The sequence below is a fragment of the Dactylosporangium sp. NPDC050588 genome (genome assembly GCF_040654975.1).
In the GTDB taxonomy this organism is placed as follows: domain Bacteria; phylum Actinomycetota; class Actinomycetes; order Mycobacteriales; family Micromonosporaceae; genus Dactylosporangium; species Dactylosporangium maewongense.
The window spans coordinates 46187-66566 of sequence record NZ_JBFAJA010000028.1; the positions used below are offsets into that span (position 1 = coordinate 46187).

General features: G+C 71.6%; 17 protein-coding genes. 14 read left to right on the top strand and 3 right to left on the bottom strand.

All coding sequences use genetic code 11. The features are described 5' to 3' along the window. Positions 1-51 precede the first annotated feature (51 nt). From AB0I21_RS20935 to helR, 14 genes are all read left to right on the top strand, one after another. The gene (locus tag AB0I21_RS20935) at positions 52-1614 is read left to right on the top strand and encodes a class I adenylate-forming enzyme family protein (protein ID WP_360563337.1); all 1563 of its coding nucleotides are present in this window, start codon (positions 52-54) and stop codon (positions 1612-1614) included. After that, positions 1614-2294, top strand: coding sequence for an aspartate/glutamate racemase family protein (locus tag AB0I21_RS20940; protein ID WP_360563339.1), 681 nt, complete (start codon positions 1614-1616; stop codon positions 2292-2294). Before AB0I21_RS20935 ends, AB0I21_RS20940 begins: the two co-directional genes overlap by 1 nt. A gap of 273 nt (positions 2295-2567) precedes the next feature. After that, complete coding sequence (locus AB0I21_RS20945; RefSeq protein WP_360563341.1) at positions 2568-4247, top strand: ABC transporter substrate-binding protein; 1680 nt, start codon at positions 2568-2570, stop codon at positions 4245-4247. Beyond that, entirely contained in the window at positions 4244-4813 is a 570-nt protein-coding gene (locus AB0I21_RS20950) for a hypothetical protein (RefSeq protein ID WP_360563343.1), read from the top strand. Before AB0I21_RS20945 ends, AB0I21_RS20950 begins: the two co-directional genes overlap by 4 nt. Positions 4814-4830: 17 nt before the next feature. Then, positions 4831-5541 carry an alpha/beta hydrolase gene (locus AB0I21_RS20955; protein WP_360563345.1) on the top strand — a complete coding sequence of 237 codons (711 nt, stop codon included), beginning with the start codon at positions 4831-4833 and terminating at the stop codon, positions 5539-5541. A 58-nt stretch (positions 5542-5599) separates the two neighbouring features. Next, positions 5600-6343 carry an alpha/beta hydrolase gene (locus AB0I21_RS20960; RefSeq protein ID WP_360563347.1) on the top strand — a complete coding sequence of 248 codons (744 nt, stop codon included), beginning with the start codon at positions 5600-5602 and terminating at the stop codon, positions 6341-6343. 19 nt (positions 6344-6362) lie between these two features. After that, a complete protein-coding gene (locus AB0I21_RS20965; RefSeq protein ID WP_360563349.1) occupies positions 6363-7397 on the top strand; it encodes an ABC transporter permease in 1035 nt (344 codons plus the stop codon). Between the two features lie 2 nt (positions 7398-7399). Then, positions 7400-8368 carry an ABC transporter permease gene (locus AB0I21_RS20970; protein WP_360563351.1) on the top strand — a complete coding sequence of 323 codons (969 nt, stop codon included), beginning with the start codon at positions 7400-7402 and terminating at the stop codon, positions 8366-8368. After that, a complete protein-coding gene (locus AB0I21_RS20975; RefSeq protein ID WP_360563353.1) occupies positions 8365-10374 on the top strand; it encodes an ABC transporter ATP-binding protein in 2010 nt (669 codons plus the stop codon). Before AB0I21_RS20970 ends, AB0I21_RS20975 begins: the two co-directional genes overlap by 4 nt. A gap of 76 nt (positions 10375-10450) precedes the next feature. Then, complete coding sequence (locus tag AB0I21_RS20980; protein ID WP_360563355.1) at positions 10451-11890, top strand: amidohydrolase family protein; 1440 nt, start codon at positions 10451-10453, stop codon at positions 11888-11890. Between the two features lie 2 nt (positions 11891-11892). Continuing rightward, positions 11893-12801 carry an NAD(P)-dependent oxidoreductase gene (locus tag AB0I21_RS20985; protein ID WP_360563357.1) on the top strand — a complete coding sequence of 303 codons (909 nt, stop codon included), beginning with the start codon at positions 11893-11895 and terminating at the stop codon, positions 12799-12801. Continuing rightward, positions 12798-13757: a Gfo/Idh/MocA family oxidoreductase gene (locus tag AB0I21_RS20990; protein WP_360563359.1), complete on the top strand. Its 960-nt coding sequence runs from the start codon at positions 12798-12800 to the stop codon at positions 13755-13757. Before AB0I21_RS20985 ends, AB0I21_RS20990 begins: the two co-directional genes overlap by 4 nt. Positions 13758-13839: 82 nt before the next feature. After that, positions 13840-14694 carry an IclR family transcriptional regulator gene (locus tag AB0I21_RS20995; RefSeq protein ID WP_360563361.1) on the top strand — a complete coding sequence of 285 codons (855 nt, stop codon included), beginning with the start codon at positions 13840-13842 and terminating at the stop codon, positions 14692-14694. 167 nt (positions 14695-14861) lie between these two features. Further along, positions 14862-16988: an RNA polymerase recycling motor ATPase HelR gene (gene helR / locus AB0I21_RS21000; protein WP_360563363.1), complete on the top strand. Its 2127-nt coding sequence runs from the start codon at positions 14862-14864 to the stop codon at positions 16986-16988. Here the strand turns inward: helR and AB0I21_RS21005 are convergent. The 3 genes from AB0I21_RS21005 to AB0I21_RS21015 are packed head-to-tail and all read right to left on the bottom strand — an operon-like array spanning position 16966 to position 20380. Next, positions 16966-18936, bottom strand: a complete 1971-nt coding sequence (locus AB0I21_RS21005; protein WP_360563364.1) for a DNA recombination protein RecN — start codon at positions 18934-18936, stop codon at positions 16966-16968. The two genes, helR and AB0I21_RS21005, sit on opposite strands and share 23 nt — an antisense overlap. Beyond that, positions 18933-19427 (bottom strand): hypothetical protein, encoded by a 495-nt coding sequence (locus AB0I21_RS21010; RefSeq protein ID WP_354891910.1) that lies wholly within the window; start codon positions 19425-19427, stop codon positions 18933-18935. The genes AB0I21_RS21005 and AB0I21_RS21010 overlap by 4 nt, the downstream gene beginning before the upstream one ends. Then, entirely contained in the window at positions 19424-20380 is a 957-nt protein-coding gene (locus tag AB0I21_RS21015) for a hypothetical protein (RefSeq protein WP_360563365.1), read from the bottom strand. Before AB0I21_RS21015 ends, AB0I21_RS21010 begins: the two co-directional genes overlap by 4 nt.

The following is a 20380-nucleotide window of genomic DNA, read 5'->3' on the forward strand; positions in this document are numbered from 1 at the left end:
CCGTCGGCCCGGGCCTTTCTGATCACACTGCGCACATCCAGGAGGCGATCCATGACCGATCTGCTTCTCAAGGTCAAACAGAACATCAATCTGCTGGCCGGCAGGCCCGCCATCGTCGGCGACGTGACGACCGCGTCGCGCCGCACCCTGACGTGGGGAGAGCTTGGGACCCGTCTCGACGGTCTCGTCGGCGGCTTCCGGGAGCGGGGCCGCAAGCCCGGCGACCGCATCGGCATCGCCCACTACCAGGGCACGTTCGGCCTCGAGCTCTACCTCGCCGCGCAGGCGGCGGGCCTGCAGCCGGTGCTGCTCGGCATCACGCTGAACAACCACCTCGACGTCGCCGCCCGCGCCCTCGATCTCAAGGAGCTGTTCACCGGCCCGGAGCTGCTGGAGGCGGCCCGGCGGGCGATGGGGTCGGCGCCCGTCTGGTTCACCGAGCCCGGCACCGACACCTACGACGAGGTCGCGCGGCCGGACGGCGACACCGAGTGGGTCGGCCTCCGGGCGCCCGACACGGTGTCCGGGATCCAGTACTCGACGGGTACGACGGGCGTGCCCAAGGGGATGGTCCGCTCCGTCGGGGCGGACTACTGGGACGCCGTCAACCGCTCGCTGTGCATGCGGCTGCGCCACTCGGAGCGGTGGCTCGCCGCCAGCCCGACGAACATCAACGTCTCCGTCGGTGCCCTGCGGGGCATGACGCTCATGGGTGGCACGACGATCGCCCTCGACGACGTCTCCATCGCCTCGATCGAGCGCAACAGCGAGGACGGCGTCACCGTCCTGCCGCTGCAGGCGCCCGCCTGGCGGGCGATGCTCGACTCCGGCGCGGCCGAGCGCCTGCTCGACAAGGGCCTGCGGGTCCTCGTCGCGACGGGCCAGCGGACACCGCGGGCGACGCTGCGCCGCCTCGGCGAGCTCGCGGCAGGACGGGGCGAGGTCGTTAACAGCTACGGCCTCACCGAGACCAGCACGCTCGCGATCCTCACGTCCTCGATGCCGGAGTACGGCGACTCGTCCTCCGTCGGGCGTCCCGCACCGCTGAGCACCGTCGACATCGCGCCCTGGCAGGACGCCCGCGGCGACACGCGCGGCGCCGGGGAGGTCCGGGCCAGCGGCCCGGGCATCTCGCCCGGCTACATCCTGCCGTCCGACCTCCACGAGACGACCGTGTCCAACGTCGGCGCGTCGGTCGACGGGTGGTTCTACACCGGCGACGTCGGTCGCTGGGACGAGCGGGGCAACCTGCAGATCCTCGGCCGTTGGAAGGACGCCTTCGTGCTCAACGGCGCATACGTCTACCCGTATGAGATCGAGGGGATCCTCGGTGAGGTCCCCGGCGTGCTCGACTCCGTCGTGATCGGCCTGCGGACGGACGGCAAGCCCGCCGGCGGCGAGGCTCCCGCGGATTACATGGCCGTCGTCGTCCACTTCAAGGGCGATGTCGCCGAGCAGCGGGCCGCCATCGGGGCCGCTGTCGCCGGGTTCCCGGCCGAGCTGACGCGGCTGCTGCTCATCGACGAGATGCCCCGCAACTCGAGCGCCAAGATCAACCGGGCCGAGGTCGCCGGCCTCGTCGTCGCGGGTGTCCCGTCGGCCCTGGAGCTGTGATGGCGGACGTCGAAGCGGTGCCGCTGCGCATCTGCATGATCTCGCCGATCCACCTCTCCGAGCCGGTCACCGCGGCCCGGGCGCGGCGGCTGCGCGAGCTCGGCGGGCCGGACCTCGACGTGGATCTCGTCGGCCTGCCCCCCGAGGCGCCGGTCGGTCTCAACCGGCCGGAGGACATCGAGGCCGCGACGGCGCACATCACCGCCGTCGCGGCGGGCCTGGACCCGGCGCGCTATGACGTCGTCGTGCCGGACTGTGTCCTCGACCCCGGCGTGGAGGCCGGCGCCGACTGTGAAATTCCTTTCCTCGGCCTGCTCCGCCTCATCGCGGCGGGTCTGTACGGGCTCGGCAGGCCGTTCTCGGCGGTGACCCGCAACGAGACGATCGCGGCCGAGCTCGAGGCGCGACTGCGCGGCTACGGCCTTGCCGAGGGGTTCAGAGGGACCGACATCCTCAACCTCGGAGTTGAAAAGGTGTTCCACGGAGAGGAATGGGCAAACGCCCTGGACAAGGTCGTGCGCGAGCGCGCCCAGGCCGGCGTCACCATCGTCCTCAACGGGTGCAGTGCTGTCGCGACCGGCCCTTCGCCCTGGTCCGGCAGTTGGGTGGTCGATCCCACCACATACGCGTTTGACCTCATCCGGGCCCGCCTGCACAACGGGGTGCGGCCGGCCGGCTGAGGCCCGAACGGGCCGCCTCGGGAGGTGTCGACGGCACCTCCCGAGGGGGTGGCCGCTGCCCTTCAGGTGATGGTCTTGACGGCCGTTGACATCGCTTCAGCGGCTTCATAATCTCATCTAGAGGAAAACAGTTCCGACAGATGAAACACGAGCGGTCGATCCCCCGCCCGGCGGACCGGAACACCATTCCCGCGACCGGCTCTCGCAGTCCTTTGAGACACCACCTTCCTTCCCGGCTGCTGAACCGGGCCATCTCCTCATCGGAGGACAGAAATGAACGACTTCCCCCCGGCTCGGCTCAGCCGAAGGAGCGCGCTGCTCCTGGGGCTGTCCGGCGCCGCATCCCTCGCCCTCGCCGCCTGCGGCAGCGTCGACGACGCCGCGTCCGGCGCCGGTGACGACATCAAGGCGCTCTCGCCCGACGGTGCGCCGGGCGACACGCCCCCGGCCGGCGTGAAACTGGCCGCGACCCAGAACGCGACCATCGCCGTGTCGAACCTGCCCTCGTCCATCGACCCGATGGTCGTCGTCAGCGGCGGCGCCCGGCGATTCGACATCTACGAGTCGCTCATCGACACCCACCCCAGCACCGGCGAGCCCCGCCCGTTCCTCGCGACGCAGTGGAAGCAGGTCGACCCCAAGACCTGGCAGTTCACCCTGCGTCAGGGCGTCAAGTTCCATGACGGCACGCCGATGACGGCCGAGGACGTCGTCTTCAGCTTCCAGCGGGCCGCGACCCAGGGCTACGGCATCGCCACGCACTTCTCGACGATGGCGAGCGCGCGCATCATCGACGACAAGACCGTCGAGCTGGTCACCAAGACCCCGGACGTGCTCATCCTCAAGCGCCTCGCTCAGGTCGCCATCCTGCCGAAGAAGTACTACGAAGGCCTCGGGACGGACCAGAAGTCGCGTGACGCCGCGTTCGCCAAGGCGCCGATCGGCACCGGCCCCTACAAGTTCGAGTCGTACGCCTCGGACAAGGCCGTCGTGAAGAAGGCCGGCGACACGACGTGGCGCAAGCCGACCCTCGAGAAGATCACCTTCCTACAGGTCACCGACGCCGGGACGCAGCTGAACTCGCTCCTCGCCGGGGACGTGCACTACATCAACATCCAGCCGCTCAACAACCTGCCGACGCTCAAGAACGCGGGCGCGACGCTCGTCCAGCTGACCAAGGGCAACGACCTCGGTGCCTTCATGGACTCCGTCGACAACAAGGGCATGCCCAAGACCGGCCCGATGGGTGACAAGCGGGTCCGCCAGGCGATCCAGTACGCGCTCAACAAGGAAGAGCTCGTCAAGTCCGTCCTGCAGGACCGCACCGTCGCCGACGACGGCCAGCTCATCGGCAAGGGCCTGCCGGGCTACACGGAGACCGTGAAGGACTACCCGTACGACGTCGCGAAGGCCAAGGCCATGCTCGACGAGGCGGGCTACCCCGTGAAGGCCGACGGCACGCGCTTCACCATCACGATGGCCTCCGCCTTCGCCGGCACGGGCTCGGTGCGCCGGCTCATCGGCGAATGGATGCAGTCGTCGATCAGCAAGCTCGGCATCAAGGTCGAGTTCACCGCGCTGACCGACACCGCGCTGCAGCTCGAGTACTTCTACAACACCAAGCAGCGTCCCGACATCTACCACTTCGGTCTGTTCACGCGCCCCTACATGGACGCCGCGCGGGCCTACAGCCGGTTCGTCTCCGACAGCGGCTCGTTCCACATGAACAACCCCGAGTTCGACAAGCTCTACAAGGAGCAGCTCGGTGAGCAGGACCCGGCCAAGCGTCAGGCGATCCTCGCCAAGGTGACCGAGATCTTCCACGAGGAGTCCTGCTTCCTGTTCGCCTGCGCCGACGTGTGGGTGGACGCCGCGGCGAAGAACCTCAAGGGCCTGGTCCAGTGCGACGTCCAGACCGAGCAGTACTACGACCGGCTCTACATCACCGCATGACCTCGATGCCTTCCGGCGGGTCGTCGGCGCTGTTCACCGCGGTCCCCGAGTCCACACAGGACCCGGAGACGATGGAGGCCTACGAGAAGTCCCGCGAGCTGTTCGGGCACGTCTCCGAGCTGTTCTCCATCCTGGCGAACGCGCCGACGGCCCTGTCTGGCTGGATCGACCTGCTCCGCCGGCTGCGCCGTGAGCTGGCGGTCGAGCCGCGGCTCACGGAGCCGGCGATCATCACCGTCGCACGGCTGCACGGCAACGGGCGGGTGGCCGCGTCGCACGAGCGGCTGGCCGCCGCTGCCGGGGTGGACGCACGGGCGCTCCGCGCGGCGGCCTCCGGCGAGACGGATCGGCTCGACGCCGACGAGCGCCTCGCCTGCGACCTCGCCGCGGCGGTCGTCGGCGGTGGGGCCCCGGAGCCGCTCGTGCGGGAGTGCCAGTCGCGCCTCGGGGTCAGGGAGACGGCCGAACTCATCATCCTCACCTCCTTCTACTGCATGGTCTGTCGCGTCAACGCCTCGATGCAGGTCTACGTCGACCTGCCGCCGGCGCGACCGGCCGGGCACTGACGAGCGCCGTGTCCGCTGTGCTCGCGTACGACCGGTACCCCGGAGAGGGGCCACTCGCGGTGCTGCTGCACGGCTGGGCTTGTTCCGGGGAGGACCTGCGGCCGCTCGCCCTCGAGCTCGCGGGCCGGCACGACGTCGTCGTCCCCGGGCTGCCGGGCCACCCGCGCACGGGGGCGGCGCTCGGTCCGGCCTACGGGGTCGGGGCGATGGCGCGGTGCGTGCTCGACCTCGTGCGCGCACTGGACCGCGGGCCGGCCCTCCTCGTCGGCCACAGCCTCGGTGGCGCCGTCGCGCTCGCCGCGGCCCGGCTCGAACCGGCGCTCGTCACCCGTGTCGTCACCGTGGAGACGTCGTGGGCCTGGGTCGAAGCAGCCATTGGGCCAATCGATCTCGCTGACGCGGAACGCCGTTCCGCAAAAGTGAACATGAAGCGGGAACAATTGGGCCTGTCCTCGGTGACCGGACAGCTCGACCCGGCGGCCATGGCCGAGGCGCTGTCCTCGGTGCTGGAGTGGTCCAGGGAGCCCTCCCGGGACTCGCCGCTGCACGGTCTCGGCATCTTCGGCGACCCCGGCTGGGCGGCAGTGAGCAGCTCAGGAGTGCCTGGGACCCGGGAGGGTGGCGTCCGGCGCGCCCATCTGGCGGGCTGTGGGCACTGGCCGCACGTCGAGCGTCCGGCCGCGGTCGCCCAGCTGATCGCGGCGACCGGGGGCGACGAAAAGCATTGACCGCCCAGTAGCTCTGGATTACGTTGTGCGGAACGCCGTTCCGACTGATGGAGGTGCCGTGAATCGCCTGAGGGTCGTGCTCGTCCACGGCGCCGGCCGCGGAGCCTGGTGCTGGCAGCGCCTGACCCCGCTGCTCGACGCGGCGGGGGTGGAGTGGGAAGCGCCGACGCTGACCGGACTCGCGGACCGCGCGCACCTGCTCGGTCCCGAGGTCGGCCTGCAGACGCACGTCGACGACGTCCGCGCCGTCCTGGCCCGGCAGGCTCCGGCCGCGGTATGTCTCGTCGGCCACAGCTACGGCGCGGTCGTCGTCGCGGGCGTCGTCGGGGCCGGGCCCGAGCACGTCGCGCGGGTCGTCCTCCTCGACGGTCCCGTCGTCGAGGACGGCGAGAGCGGGGCGGACGTGCACCCGAAGGGCGCCGCGATCCGGGCCCGGGCGAGGCGGCACGGCGACACCGACATCATCCCCATCGCCGGCGGGCCCGACGACCGGCTCTCCCCGGCGGACAACGCCTGGATCGCCGGCAGCGTCACCCCTCAGCCCCTGCGGTGCGTGACCGACCCGGTCCGCCTGCCCGGCGGGTGGCCGCTCGACCTGCCCAAGGACTACGTCCTGTGCGGCCGGCCAGGGGAGTCCTCCGACCGTCCGTACCTCTCCCGCGTCCGGTCCGGCGAGGGGTGGTCCACGCATGTCGTCGACAGCCCTCACGACGTGATGATCGCGCGGCCCGACTGGCTCGCGGAGCTGCTCGTCCGTCTGTCCGCGAACCCCATCGACGACTCCCGACGCCCGTGCCCGTAGCGACGGAAAGGCTGATCGCATGACTCTGAACGTCGCGCCCATGGGCACCGCCCCCGCGACGACCCGTGGCGGTGACCCGGGCCCTCAGGCCCCTGTCTGGTCCCGGCTCCTCTCGCACGGCGTCGTCCGCTTCGCGGTGCGCAGTGTCGTGCGGCTCGTCCTGGTCGCCGTCGGCGTCCTCACGCTCCTGTTCGTCCTGCTCCGGATCGCCGGTGACCCGGCCAAGGCGCTCGCCGGGCAGGACGCGACACCCGCCGACCTCGCGCGGATCCGCACCGATCTCGGGCTCGACCGGCCGATCATGACGCAGTACTGGGAGTTCGTCTCCCGGGCGTTCCTGTTCGACTTCGGCGACTCGTACCGGCTCAACAGCGACGCGATGGCGGAGGTGCTGCACCGGCTGCCCGCCACGCTCGGGCTCATTCTGGCCGCGCTCGCGCTCGCGCCGCTCATCGGCATCCCGCTCGGCATGATCGCCGCGCTCGCCCGCAGCCGGATCTACGACAAGCTGATGGACGTCATCGTCGTGGGCGGCCAGGCCATCCCCGTCTTCGCCGTCGCGGTGCTGCTCGTCTACCTGTTCGGCGTCCAGCTGCGCTGGGTGCCCACACTGGCGACGGCCGGCTTCGCCTCGGACCCACGGGCGGTCATCCTGCCGATCCTCGTCCTCGCCATCCATCCCATCTCCCGCATCCTCGAGGTGACCCGGGCGGGCCTGGCCGACAGCATGCAGGAGGACTTCGTCCGCACCGCGCTGTCCAAGGGCGTCCCGCCCGCCCGGCTCGTGACCCGTCATGCGATCCGACCGGTGCTCAACAGCCTCATCACCGTCCTCGGCGTCGACTTCGCCGGGATGCTCTCCGGAGGCGTCGTCGTCGAGTTCATCTTCGTCTGGCCCGGTCTCGGACACGTGCTCATCTCCGGCGTCTCCAACCGTGACTACCCCGTCGTCGGCGCGGCGACCTTCGTCGCGGCCGTCCTCGTCGTGGTCGTCAACCTCGTCATCGACATCGCCTACCGCCAGCTCGACCCGCGGATCCGAAAGGGGCGCTGACCATGGCTCAGCCACCGCAACCGGCCGGCGTGCCGGGTCCGGCCGACCGCATCGACGCGGTCGCGGCCGAGGTCCCGGCGGCCGCGGCAACGCCCGCCGGCCCGTCCGTCCCCGAGCGCCGCGACCTGTCACGGACCCTGATGCGCTCGTTCCTGCGCTCCAAGGCCGGCGTGCTCAGCCTCGTCGTGCTGCTCGGCATCGTCGTGGTGACCCTGCTGGCCGACCAGGTCGCGCCCTACGACCCCGGGCAGCTGAACCCCGCGAAGTCACTGCTCAAGCCGGTGTGGGCCGGCGGCAGCGGCGAGCATCTGCTCGGCACCGACGAGCTCGGTCGCGACCTGCTCTCACGGCTCATCTTCGGCGCCCGGACGGCGCTGGCCCTCGCCTTCGGTGCGGCCACGATCAGTGCCGTCGTCGGCACCGTGCTCGGACTCGTCGGCGGCATGAACCGCCGGTGGATCGGGCCGGTCGTCGACTGGCTCTGCGACGTGCAGCTCGCCTTCCCCAACATCGTCCTCGCCCTCGTCGTCATCACGTCGCAGGGCAACAGCATCAGCTCGCTGCTGATCGTGCTGTCGATCTTCGGATGGGTCCACTTCGCCCGCGTCGTGCGCAGCGCGGTGCTCACCCTCCGGCAGGCCGACTTCGTCCTCGCGGCGCGCGGCAGCGGCGGGTCGACCCTCAGCATCACCTTCCAGCACATCCTGCCCAACGTCATGTCGTCCGTGCTCGTCCTGTGGACGTTCGCGGTCGCGACGGTGCTCCTGCTCGTGAGCGGCCTCAGCTTCCTCGGCCTCGGCGTGCAGCCCCCGGCCTCCGACTGGGGCCAGCTGTTCGCCTCCGGGCGCGCCTTCCTCATCCAGAACCCGTGGTACGCGTTCATGCCCGCCGTCGCCATCACCGTCACGGTGCTCTGCGCGACCGTGCTGGGCCGGACGCTCCGCACGACGCTGAACCCGAGGACCCGATGACTGCCACCCCGAACGCGCCCCTGCTCGCGGTGCGCGACGTCACCGTGACGATCACCAAGGGCAAGCGCCAGACCGACGCCGTCACGGGCATCGACTTCGACGTCGCCGCCGGAGAGATCGTGGCCATCGTCGGCGAGACAGGGTCGGGCAAGTCCCTGTCCGCCCTCTCGGTGCTCCAGCTGATCCGGAACCCCGTGCGGCTCGCCCGCGGCAGCGTGCTGCTCGAGGGGCGGGACCTCACCGCACTGAAGCCCGCCGACCTGCGCCGGGTGCGAGGCGGCGACATCGGGATGATTTTCCAGGACCCGATGACGGCGCTCAACCCGTTCCACACGGTCGGGCAGCAGATCGGCGAGGCCATGACGGTCCACCGCAAGCTGTCCAGGGAGGCCGTGCGCGAGCGGACCCTGCGCCTGCTCGGCGACGTCGGCATCGTCAACCCCAGGCAGCGGATCGACCAGTACCCCCACGAGCTGTCCGGTGGCACCCAGCAGCGAGTCATGATCGCAATGGCGCTCGCCAACGAGCCCAAGGTGCTCATCGCCGACGAGCCGACCACCGGACTCGACGTGACCGTCCAGGCCCAGATCCTGCGCCTGGTCCGCGAGGCCGCTGTGTCCTGGGGGATGGGCGTGCTGCTGATCACCCACGATCTGGGCGTCGTCGCCGGTTACAGCGACCGCGTCGTCGTCATGTACGCCGGCAACGTCGTCGAGAGCGGGCCCACCGAGGAGGTGCTCGCCGCGCCGGCCCACCCGTACACCCGGGCCCTGCTGGACGCGCGACCGGAGAACGGCCGACCCGGCATGAAGCTCAACGCCATCTCCGGCGGGCCGCCGGAGCTGTTCAAGTTTCCCGGCGGATGCCGGTTCCAGCCGCGCTGTGCGGTCGCGACGGCCGAGTGCGGCGTGGCCAACCCGGCGCTCGTGCCGGCGCCGGACGCGTCCGAGGACCGCCTCGTGCGCTGCATCCACCCCTTCGCCGCGCCCGTGCCGAGCGATCCCGCCCGGAAGCCCGGCGTGTCGATCTCGCTGCCCCCGGCCCCCGCCGAACCCGGCGTCCCGGCCATCCGCGTCGAGGGGCTGCGCCGCGTGTTCGCCGGCGGTGGTCACGTCACCAAGGCGGTCGACGGCGTCGACCTCCAGCTCGCGTTCGGCGAGACCCTCGGCATCGTCGGCGAGTCCGGCTGCGGTAAGTCGACGACGGCGCGGATTCTCGCCGGGCTCGACCAGCCGTCCGACGGCCTCATCCGCTACGCCGACGGCAGGGAGCTCACGCACCGGCGCGGCGGCGTCGACCACACCTTCGTCCAGTACGTCTTCCAGGACACCTTCGGCTCGCTCAACCCCCGGCGCACCGTCTGGCAGATCATCGAGGAGCCGCTCAAGCGGCTCACCGGCCTTTCGAAGGCGCAGCGCGCCAAGCGGATCCGCGAGTACATGGCCGAGTGCGGCCTCATGCCGAGCATCGAGTCCCGCTACCCGCACGAGCTCTCCGGCGGCCAGCGCCAGCGCGTCGGCATCTGCCGGGCGCTCGTCGTCCAGCCCAAGGTCGTCGTCATGGACGAGCCGATGTCCGGACTCGACCTGTCGGTCCAGGCGCAGATCATCAACCTGCTGCAGGACCTGAAGAAGGATCTCGGGCTCACGGCCGTGCTCGTCTCCCACGACATCAGCGTCATCCGGCACCTCTGCGACCGCGTCGCCGTCATGTACCTCGGCCGCGTCGTCGAGGCCGGGCCGGCGAGCAGCCTGCTCACCGACCCCCTGCACCCGTACACGGCGGCCCTGCTCAGCGCCGTCCCGCAACTGGAAACCGATGAGCGGCGACCCGAGATCCCGCTGCGCGGGGACGCCGGCGACGTCGACCCGGCGTCCGCCTGCGGCTTCGCGCCGCGTTGCCCGATCGCGCGCCCCGACTGCCGCACCGACGAGCTGCGCCTGACGCCTCGGCGGGACGGCCTGCTCGTCGCGTGCCACTACCCAGGACAGTTCGACCAAGCCTGATTCCCGTCCTGCGACCGCGGACCCGCGTCGTCCGTCACCGGACGGCGCCGCCGCGGCGCCAGAGGAAGGTCCCCACATGAACGAGCCATCACCGTGTGACGTCCTGATCCGGGGCCGGATCATCACCATGGACACCGACCGGCGCGTCCTCTCCGACGGATGGGTCGCGGTCACCGACGGCGCCATCGTCGGTGTCGGCACCGGGCCGGCCCCGTATCAGCCGAGCGAGACCTGGGGCGGGGACGACCACCTCGTCATGCCCGGGCTCGTCAACACGCACACGCACCTCGTCCAGGGCTGCATCCGCAGCATGGCCGAGGGGACGAGGTTCCAGGAGCGGCTCTTCGGGTTCTACTACCCGATGACCGGTGCCTGCGACGAGGAGCGGTCCTACTGGTCGGCGATGACGCCGACGCTCGACCTGCTGCGTTCGGGCGTGACCACGACGACCGACGATCACTTCACCCACGCGAACAAGCGCTCGATGGACGGCGTGCTGCGCGCCCTGACCGACGCGGGCATCCGCGCCCGCGCCGCGCGCCTGCTCGTCAACGACCCGCTCGCGGTGCCGGAGGAGTTGCGTGAGGACATCGAGACCGCGCTCAGCGAAACCGACCGGCTTGCCGCGGCCTACGACTCGGAGACGATGTCGGTGACGGCGAGCACCATCGGCATCACCTACGTCAGCGAGTCCGACCTGCGCGCGCTGTACAAGTGGACCCTCGACAACGACAAGCAGTTCGACATCCACGCGCCTTCGATGATGGACGGCGCCTACCTCAAGGACGTGCGCGGCTGGGCCGGCGGCTCCTTCGAGTGGCTGCACTCGGAAGGCATGCTCGACAAGCACGTCATCGGCATCCACGCCCAGAACATCCGCCCGGGCGAGGCCGAGCTGCTGGCTCGCGCCGGCGCCAGCGTCTCCCTCGTGCCGGACATGGAGCTCATCCTCGGCATGGTCACCTTCGACTCGCGTCAGTACCTGAACGCGGGGGTCACCGTCGGACTCGGTCTCGACGGCCCGGTGGTCTCCTACGGCCACAACTTCTGGCTCGGGATGCGGTCCTACCTCATGGCCCAGCGCATCGGTGACAGCGCGCGCAAGCTCGTCCGGGGCGACAAGGGCCACTTCGGCGACGAACTGCTGTTCGGCACCGCGGAGGAGGCGCTCGAGCTCGGCACCATCGGCGGTGCCCGGGCGCTCGGCCTCGGCGACAGGATCGGGTCGCTCGAGGTGGGCAAGGAGGCCGACCTGCTCGTGATCGACCTGTCGACCGAGCCGACCGCCGCTCCCGAAGGGGCGCTGCTGGCCAACCTCGTCTGGTCCGGCGGGCCCGCCCCCGACTCCATCGACCGGGTCGTCGTGCGCGGCCGCACCGTGATGCGCCGGGGTCAGCCGGTCCAGGTCGATCTCAAGGAGGCCGTGCGCCGCGCGAACGAGGTCCAGCTCGAGCTGTTCCAGGAGACCGGCTGCGACAGCTTCCTCCGGCGCGGCTCGACCTGGCAGTGGTCGTGACCATGAGCGGCGCGACACCGGGAGCCCACGCGGAGCCGGCCATCGGGTGGATCGGGCTGGGTGCCATGGGCGCGGCCATGGCCGCGAGGCTGGTCGACCGGGGCCGTCCCGTCCTCGGATGGAACCGCGGCGCGGCGCGCGCGGCCGACGCCGCCGCGCGCGGGGTCACCGTCACGCCCGACATCGCCGAGGCGGCCTCGCGCGACATCGTCGTGAGCATGCTGCCGGACGACGAGGTCGTGCGGGACGTGCTCGGCGGCGCCACGGTCCTCGCGGCCGTCAAGCCGGGCAGTGTCCACGTCAACTGCGCGACCATCTCTCCCGGTCTTTCGCGCGAGCTCCACGGGCTGTACCGCTCCCGGCGCGCCCACTACGTCTCGGCGCCGGCCTTCGGCCGGTCCGCGGCCGCGGCCGGAGGTCAGCTCACGATCGTCGCGGGTGGCGACGCCGAGCCGGTGGGCCTGATCCGTCCGGTCCTGGCCGACCTCGCGGTCAGCGTCCACACCTTCCCCGAGCCGGCGCAGGCCAACCTCGTCAAGATCCTGGGCAACTACCTGATCGCGGTGACGGCCGGCTCGCTCGGCGAGGTGGCCGGGATCGCCGAACGCGGCGGGCTCAAGGCGGACCAGCTGCTCGACGTCCTCACCGAGCGGCTGTTCTCCGGACTGATCCATCGGGCCTACGGTCAGATGGTCGCCGAGCAACGATATGAGCCGGTCGCCTTCACGATGCGACTCGGGAAGAAGGACGTCGACCTCGCCCGGGCGGAGGCGCAGCTCCATGGGGGACGCCTGCCCCTCGGCGACGTCATCGCCGGCGCGCTCGGCGAGGAGGCCGCGGGGACGGCGGCGGAGCAGGACTGGGCGTCCGTCGCGGAGTGGTTCCGGACGCGGGCCGGAGGCGCGCGATGAGCCGCTGGCTGATCGTCGGTTACGGCCGGGCCGGCGAGGTGCACGCGGCCGCGCTCTCGCGCGTCCCGTCGGCCGTCGTCGCCGGTGTCGTCGACTCCGTGCCGGAGGCCCGCCAGAAGGCCTCCGCCGCCGGCTACGCGGTCCACAGCGATCTCGAGGCGGCGATCGAGCGGACCCGTCCCGACGCGCTCTCGGTGGCGCTGCCGCACGACCTGCACGAGTGGACGGTCGATGTGGCGGCGGCCCACGGGCTCGCCGTCCTCGTGGAGAAGCCGCTCGCCCGTGACGCCGAAGAGGCGGAGCGGATGGTGTCCACCGCCAGAGCCGCCGGTGTCGAGCTCGGGTGCCTGATGAACTACCGGGCCTACGCCCAACTGCGTTGGGTCAGGGATCTCATCGCCGGCGGTACGCTCCGGGTGCGCAGCGTCACCGTCGAGGTCAACCTGCCGGCGCCCGTCCAGGTGCCCGGCTGGCAGACGGACCGGGCGCGGGCCGGAGGCGGCCTCCTGCGCACGGTCGGGGTCCATTACCTCGACCTGCTCGTGTGGTGGCTCGGCGTGCCGGAGCGACTCGTGGGCCAGGTGACCGGACCGAACGACGAGGTCGCGACGGCGCTGATCGCGCTGCCCGGCGACGTCAGCGCATCCGTGTCGGTGGCGGCCGTCGCGGCACGCGGTGCCGGGGTGCGGATGACCCTGTTCGCCGATCAGGGAAACGTCGTCATCGATGGTTCCCGGGTGGTCTCCTCACCCGCGGGGCTGATCCCGCCGGCACCTGAGGCCGATGGTGTGGACCTCCTTTACGGCTCAGGTCATCTAGAGTATTTTCGGGCAGCCGACCGGGCCGTCGGGCTGAGGGAACCGTTCCCGGTGCGGGGGGACGAAGGACTGGACGCCGTACGTCTCGTGGATCTCTGGTATGCCTCCGCGCGGACCGGCGGATGGGTCACGCTGTAATCTCGCTACCCACCACGACGGGCTTTACCGGCACCGTGCTCGATGCCACTGACGGCGGCCGAGGGGCACGACTTGGAAGGGAATGACGTTGTCGCAGGACAGCCAGCTGGCCGACCTCGAGCTCGAACTCGGAGCGGGGGCGAAGGTCTCGAGCGCCACCATCGCGACGGTCGTGCGGGCCGTGGATCTGCTGATGTACTTCAAGGACGCCCCGACCCGTGACCTCGGCGTCAGTGAGATCGCCGACGGGCTCGGCATGTCGAAGGCGGCCACGCACCGCATGCTCGCGTCGCTTCGGGTGCGCGGCCTGATCGAGCTCGACGAGACGACCCGCAGGTACACCCTCGGCATCGGCATCATGCAGCTCGGCCTCGCCTACATGGACCAGATCGACATCCGTCGCATGGCGCACCCGGAGCTCGCCCGGCTGTCCAACCGGACGAACGAGACGGCGACCCTGTCCGTCCGGGTGGATCAGCGCCGGCGCATCTACGTCGACGAGGTGCTGCCCCGACGCGAGGTCATCATGTCGGTGAGCCTGGGCATCCCCTACCCGCTGCACGCGGGTGCGTCGTCGAAGGCGTTCCTCGCGTTCTTCACGGAGGACGAGGTCGACCGCTACCTCGACAGCACGCTCGAGGCGGTGACCGACGGCACGATCACCGACACGGCGGCCCTGCTCAAGGAGCTCAAGGCAGTCCGTGAGCAGGGCTGGGCGCGGTCCATCGGGGAGCGTCGCAGCGGTGCGGCATCGGTCGCCGCCCCGGTCTTCGACCACAGCGGCAAGGTCGCGGCCGTCATCAGCGTCTGTGGACCCAAGGAGCGGTTCGAGGCCGAGTTCGACGCCTGCCGCGACGCGTTGCTCGAGGCGACCGCGCGCCTGTCGGTGCGTCTCGGGTGGACGCCGGAGCGTACGGGAGAGGCGACCGCTCGCTAGTCGCGCAGCGGGAGCAAGGGGAGCGGTGGGGGAGATCGGGGAAGGGCGCCGCAAAGAACGCGCACTGTTCCCTTTCTAAGGTATAGCGGACCCCGGGGCTTGCGGCAAGAGGTGGGTCAGGGCGCAGAATCGCTGGCCGGAGCCGGAAGCAGAGGATGTGCCTGACCATGCAACCGTTGCGGACCAGTGTGTTCGAGCTTGGGGGGCGGCTTGCCGTCAAGGGCGAGCCGGGGCTGATCGACAGGGACGAGCGGCACTTCGCGGCGATCGCGGAGAGCCTGGACGGGACGATCGCGGAGCTGCGGGAGCGGCTGGACGCGGAGCGCAGAGCGCCCGGGGGGATCGGGCAGGCGGCGATGGACCGCGACGACGAGGTGCGGCGGCTGTCGGGGCGGTTGCGGGCGTTGCGGCGGTTCGGGCTGGACCTTTGCCTGGGCAGGATGGTGCCGGAGTCGGGCGAGCCGGTGTACGTCGGGCGGCTCGGGCTGACCGACGGCGGCGGGCGGCGGTTGCTGCTGGACTGGCGGTCGCCGGCGGCGGAGCCGTTCTTCGGGGCGACCCACGCGAACCCGATGGGGCTGGTCAGCCGGCGCCGGTACCGGTGGACGCGCGGCCGGATCACCGACTACTGGGACGAGGTGTTCACGCCGGAAGGGCTCGAGGGGCACGCCGCGCTGGACGACCAGTCGGCGTTCATCGCCACGCTCGGGAGCAGCCGGTCGGCGCGGATGCGGGACGTGCTCGGGACCATCCAGGCGGACCAGGACGCGATCATCCGGGCGGGGTCCAGCGGTGCGCTGGTGGTGGACGGCGGTCCCGGGACGGGGAAGACCGTTGTCGCGCTGCACCGGACGGCGTACCTGCTCCATGCCGATCCGCGGCTCGGGCACAGGCGGGGCGGCGCGCTGTTCGTGGGGCCGCACCAGCCGTACCTGGCGTACGTGGCGGACGTGCTGCCGAGCCTCGGTGAGGAGGGTGTGCAGACGTGCACGCTGCGGGACCTCGTGCCGGAGGGGGCGGCGGCGACGGCCGAGCCCGATCCGGAGGTGGCCCGGCTGAAGGCGTCGGCGCGGATGGTGGGGGCGGTCGAGGAGGCCGTCCGGTTCTACGAGCGGCCGCCGGCGAAGGGGATGACCGTCGAGACCCACTGGGCGGATCTCTGGATCGGCGCCGAGGACTGGGCGGAGGCGTTCGAGGCGGCGGAGCCCGGGATCCCGCACAACGACGCGCGGGACCTGGTGTGGGAGGAGCTGGTGCGGATCCTGCGGGAGAAGGAGGACGTCCCCGAGGCGCAGCTGCGGGCGAACCGCGAGCTGGTGACGGCGTTCAACCGGGCGTGGCCGCTGATCGACGCGAAGGACCTCGTCGGTGACCTGTGGTCGGTGCCGGCGTACCTGCGTAAGTGTGCGCCGTGGCTGTCGGTGGAGGAGGTGCGCCGGCTGCAGCGGGCGGACCCGCAGGCGTGGACCGTCAGTGACCTGCCGCTGCTGGACGCGGCCAGGCAGCGGCTCGGCGACCCGGCGGCAGCGGCGCAACGGCGGCGGCGGGCGGCGGACGTGCAAGCGCGGCGGGCGGGCATGGACCGGGTCGTGGACGACCTGATCGAGGCCGCCGACGACGAGTACGGCACGGGCCTGGTGACGATGCTGCGCGGCGAGGACTTCCAGGAGGCGCTGGTCGACGAGGCCGGCCTGGCGGAGCGCGACCCGGACCGGCTGGCGGGGCCGTTCGCGCACATCGTGGTGGACGAGGCGCAGGAGCTGACCGACGCGGAATGGCAGATGCTGCTGCTGCGCTGCCCGTCGCGGAGCTTCACGATCGTCGGGGACCGGGCCCAGGCGCGGCACGGGTTCGCCGAGTCGTGGCAGGAGCGGCTCGGGCGGGTCGGGCTCGACCGGGTCACCATGGCGTCGCTGAGCATCAACTACCGCACGCCGGAAGAGGTCATGGCCGAGGCGGCGCCGGTGATCCGGGAAGCGTTGCCGGACGCCAACGTGCCGGTGTCGATCCGAAAGAGCGGCCTTCCCGTCGTACACGCGAAGAAAACGGACATCAAGACCATCATCGGCGAGTGGCTCGCGGCGCACGAGGAGGGCACGGTGTGCGTCATCGGCGACCCGGAGTTCGCCGCGACGGAGCGCGTGCGGTCGCTGTCGCCGGAGCTGTCCAAGGGGCTCGAGTTCGACCTGGTCGTGCTCGTGGATCCGGACGCGTTCAGCAGCGCGGTCGACCGGTACGTCGCCATGACGAGGGCGACGCGGCAGCTGGTGATCAGCCGGTCTCGTCGTCGATGAGGCCGTAGGGCGGCTGGTCCGGCCGGCGGGTGAAGCGGACGATGACGTCGTCGGCGGCGGCGGGGGGCGGGGCGTTGTCGGCGACGATGATCTGCGCCCCCACGCCGCGGCCGGCGAGCCACTGCTCCAGGTGCTGGTAGATGCGCTCGATCGTGACGGTGTCGGCGAGATCGCCGGCGACGCCGAGGTTCTTCTGCGGGCTGTCCAGCATGAGGAACCCGGGGTGCGACGAGCGGCTCTCCCACGCGATCTCGAACAGGGCGAGCTGCCAGGCGAGCGCGATCAGCGTCCGCCCGCCCGACGACGCGGCCGTGTAGGGCTCGCCGCGCATGTACGGGGTCAGGTCCTCGGCGAGGTAGGCGTCGGCGACCTTCGGGTAGTGCCACTCCTGCAGGATCTCCCGGTAGCGTTCGCTGACGAGCCGGATGACCGCGGTCCGGTCCGCGCGCCGCGCCTGCGGGCCGGCGGCGGCGAGCTCCTCGCGGTACGCGGCGACCTGGTCCATCTGGTGCAGGATGCCGGCGGCGCGCCGCTCCAGGCTCTGGATCAGCCGCAGCCCGCTCAGCGCCCGTTGCAGCGTCGCGGCGGCCTCCTCGCGGCGCCGGGCGAGGGCGTCGCGCTGGGCGAGGAACGGCGTGATCGTGTGTGCCGTCGCCTCGTCGACCTCCGCGGCGGCGCGGGCCTCGTCGCGCTGGGCGCGTTCCGCGGCGTCCCGCAGCCGCGGCAGCTGCTCCTGCAGTTCCTCGGTGTAGCGGTTGAGCTCGGCGAGGCGGGTCTTCGCGGAGCGCAGCTCGGCGGTCACGTCGATCGAGCCGCCGTCGGTGATCGGCAGCCGGCAGGCGGGGCAGCGGTCCTCGCCGCCGTTGGCGGCCCCGAGCTCATTGCCGCCGTTGGCGGCCCCGATCACATTGCCGCTCAGCGGCTCCAGGCACGACGGGCACGCCGAGACGCGCATAGGCTCGAAGAGGTGGTCGGCCTCGGTGAGCATCGTCCACTTCGCGACATCGTCGGCGTAGGTGCCGTGCAGGGTCTGCATCCGCTGCAGCTGGGTCTCCCGGTCGCGCAGCTCCGCCGCCGTGCGGCGGGCCTCGGCGGCCGCGGCGCCGTGCCGCTCGCGCAGCTCCTCGGCGAACATGGTGTCGGCGCGGGCCTGCGCGTCCAGCGCCGCGAGGGCCTGCGCGCACGCGGCCAGCTCGTCCTTCGCGGTGCGGTGCAGGGCCTCCAGGTCCTCGCGGCCGCCGACGTGCTGCTCGTCGACGATCTGCTCCGCCGCCCGGTACGCCGCCCGGGCCGCGGACAGCTCCGCCTCGACTGCGCGGATCCGCCGGCCGATCTCCACGGAGTGGTCGTCGTGCACGTCGAAGACCACGTCGACGACCTGCCGCAGCTTCAGGTGCTTCATCGGCACGCTGCGGAAGAGCAGGTCCTTGCCGTCGAGGCGCTCGTTGGGCAGGAAGCACAGCCACATCAGGTCGCGGAAGCTCAGCGGGTCGGTGTCGACGCCGCTGTCGCGCAGCCGGACGCCCTCGAGCTTGCAGTGCGACAGCAGCATCGTCGACAGGCTCTCCGGGTGACTCGCCGGGCGCAGCGGGCGCCGTGCCGGGGGAGTGGCGCCCGGCTCGTCGAGGCGGCCCGCTCGCACGTACGCGAACATCGACGGCTCGCCGACGGTCCGCTCGATGAGGTACGGCGAGCCGGACAGCTCGACCTCCAGGGTCGCCGCGCGCACCTTCGGCATGATCTCCGGGTGGCGCGGGTGGTCGGAGGCGCCCAGGCAGTAGTCGACGAACTCCAGGATCGTGGTCTTGCCGGTGCTGAAGGCGCCGGCGAGCACGGACAGCGGCCGGGGCGAGTCGTCGGGCGCCCGGAAGTCGACGTCATAGGTGCGGTCGCCGCTGTGCAGGCGCAGCCGTCTGAGCCGGATGCCGTGTGCTCGCAAACCGATCATGTCAGGTCCTTCAGCGCGGACGAAGGGACCGGAAGGAGCCACAGCCGCAGGCCTTCGCGCAGCCTCCGCGTGCTCAGGCGACGAAGGCGGCGGATGACGATGCGCGCCGCTGTGCGGTACACCTGAGCGTACATCGCGGTGAATCGATCGGCCATGCTCGCGCCCTCCTGGGTGAGCCGGTAGGTCACCCGTCCGGTGGCCGTGACCTCGACGAGCCCCCGCCCGACCAGGGCGGCGAGGTCGTGGGACAGGTGCAGCTGGGCGGTGACGAACCGCTGGCCCGGGCTGGCGTAGGCGACGGCCCGGTCGTCGAACCCGGCGAGCCGCAGCGTGGTCCGGTCGGCGTCGTCGTCGGACCGCGCGAGGAGCAGCGGGTGGGCGGCCAGGAAGTCGTAGACGCCGAGGCGTTCGGCGTCGAGGGGCTCGGCGGCACTGGCCAGGAGCAGGAGCAGCCTGGTCTGGCGGAAGACGGAGACGTCGTCTGGGGTCATGTGATGTCCCGCCAGTGGATGACCCAGCCCGCGCGGCGGTCCTCGACGACCCGGTGCATGAGACCGCACCGGTGCACCGGCCCGGCCCGCAGCTGGACCGGGAACGCGCCCGACTCGCGGATGTCGTGCATCACCTCGGCGTGCAGTCCCGGCAGCCGCGGGTCGCCGGCGAACGCCATGGCGTTGAACCGCGCCTCCCAGATGCTGTGCACGACCCCGTCGGCCTCGCTCAGCGCCGCGACCTCGGCCGGCACCCGCTTGTCGAGGACCTCGCGGGCCAGCAGGTCGGCGTTGAAGTACTCGCGCTTCGCGGCGCCGACCTCGACGTGCCCGGCCGCCCGTAGCTGCCGCACGAACAGCGCCCGGTCCAGGGCCGTGTCGTCGTCCTCGCCGAGGTCCCGCACGGGGGTCCGCTGGGTCTGCGCGGGCACGTACGGGTCGTAGAAGTGCCGGCGCACGTGGGCGCAGTCCGGGCGCACGAGATGGTTGCGCAGCACGTTCTCGTGCCACAGCTCGATCGAGACGCCGGTCTCCCGCTGCCGCCGCGCCCGCCAGTTGTCCCACCACTGGGCGGTCGGCGCGTCCATGCTCGCCGGCACGCACAGCACCCACTGGCTCAGCCGGTATCCGTTGCGGGCGGCCGCGTCGAGCGCCGAGTCGAACGACTCACGGATCTGCCCCTGCTGCGACCGGCCGACGACCGGCCAGAAGTACTTCGACTGCCAGATGATGACGAGCCCGGACAGTTCGCCGAGGAGGATGTCGATGCCCCAGTCGCCGGGGTTGGCGGTGATCGCCCGGGCACCGGGGTAGATCGCCGCGAGCAGCATCGCCAGCATCTGCTCGAAGTCGTCGCGGGCGCCCGCGAGGTTGCCCGCCCGCAGCTGGTGCGCGGCGAAGTTGATCGGAGGCTCTCCGGAGGCAAGACTCATCGCGGCCGCGGTAGCGGTCAT

What these genes read in the sequence shown, in the direction of transcription:
- AB0I21_RS21005 (WP_360563364.1), bottom strand. Translation starts at nt 18,936, where the DNA reads ATGATCGGTTTGCGAGCACACGGCATCCGGCTCAGACGGCTGCGCCTG.
- AB0I21_RS20950 (WP_360563343.1), top strand. Translation starts at nt 4,244, where the DNA reads ATGACCTCGATGCCTTCCGGCGGGTCGTCGGCGCTGTTCACCGCGGTC.
- AB0I21_RS21010 (WP_354891910.1), bottom strand. Translation starts at nt 19,427, where the DNA reads ATGACCCCAGACGACGTCTCCGTCTTCCGCCAGACCAGGCTGCTCCTG.
- AB0I21_RS20940 (WP_360563339.1), top strand. Translation starts at nt 1,614, where the DNA reads ATGGCGGACGTCGAAGCGGTGCCGCTGCGCATCTGCATGATCTCGCCG.
- AB0I21_RS20945 (WP_360563341.1), top strand. Translation starts at nt 2,568, where the DNA reads ATGAACGACTTCCCCCCGGCTCGGCTCAGCCGAAGGAGCGCGCTGCTC.
- AB0I21_RS21015 (WP_360563365.1), bottom strand. Translation starts at nt 20,380, where the DNA reads ATGACCGCTACCGCGGCCGCGATGAGTCTTGCCTCCGGAGAGCCTCCG.
- AB0I21_RS20985 (WP_360563357.1), top strand. Translation starts at nt 11,893, where the DNA reads ATGAGCGGCGCGACACCGGGAGCCCACGCGGAGCCGGCCATCGGGTGG.
- helR (WP_360563363.1), top strand. Translation starts at nt 14,862, where the DNA reads ATGCAACCGTTGCGGACCAGTGTGTTCGAGCTTGGGGGGCGGCTTGCC.
- AB0I21_RS20935 (WP_360563337.1), top strand. Translation starts at nt 52, where the DNA reads ATGACCGATCTGCTTCTCAAGGTCAAACAGAACATCAATCTGCTGGCC.
- AB0I21_RS20990 (WP_360563359.1), top strand. Translation starts at nt 12,798, where the DNA reads ATGAGCCGCTGGCTGATCGTCGGTTACGGCCGGGCCGGCGAGGTGCAC.
- AB0I21_RS20995 (WP_360563361.1), top strand. Translation starts at nt 13,840, where the DNA reads ATGACGTTGTCGCAGGACAGCCAGCTGGCCGACCTCGAGCTCGAACTC.
- AB0I21_RS20980 (WP_360563355.1), top strand. Translation starts at nt 10,451, where the DNA reads ATGAACGAGCCATCACCGTGTGACGTCCTGATCCGGGGCCGGATCATC.
- AB0I21_RS20965 (WP_360563349.1), top strand. Translation starts at nt 6,363, where the DNA reads ATGACTCTGAACGTCGCGCCCATGGGCACCGCCCCCGCGACGACCCGT.
- AB0I21_RS20975 (WP_360563353.1), top strand. Translation starts at nt 8,365, where the DNA reads ATGACTGCCACCCCGAACGCGCCCCTGCTCGCGGTGCGCGACGTCACC.
- AB0I21_RS20970 (WP_360563351.1), top strand. Translation starts at nt 7,400, where the DNA reads ATGGCTCAGCCACCGCAACCGGCCGGCGTGCCGGGTCCGGCCGACCGC.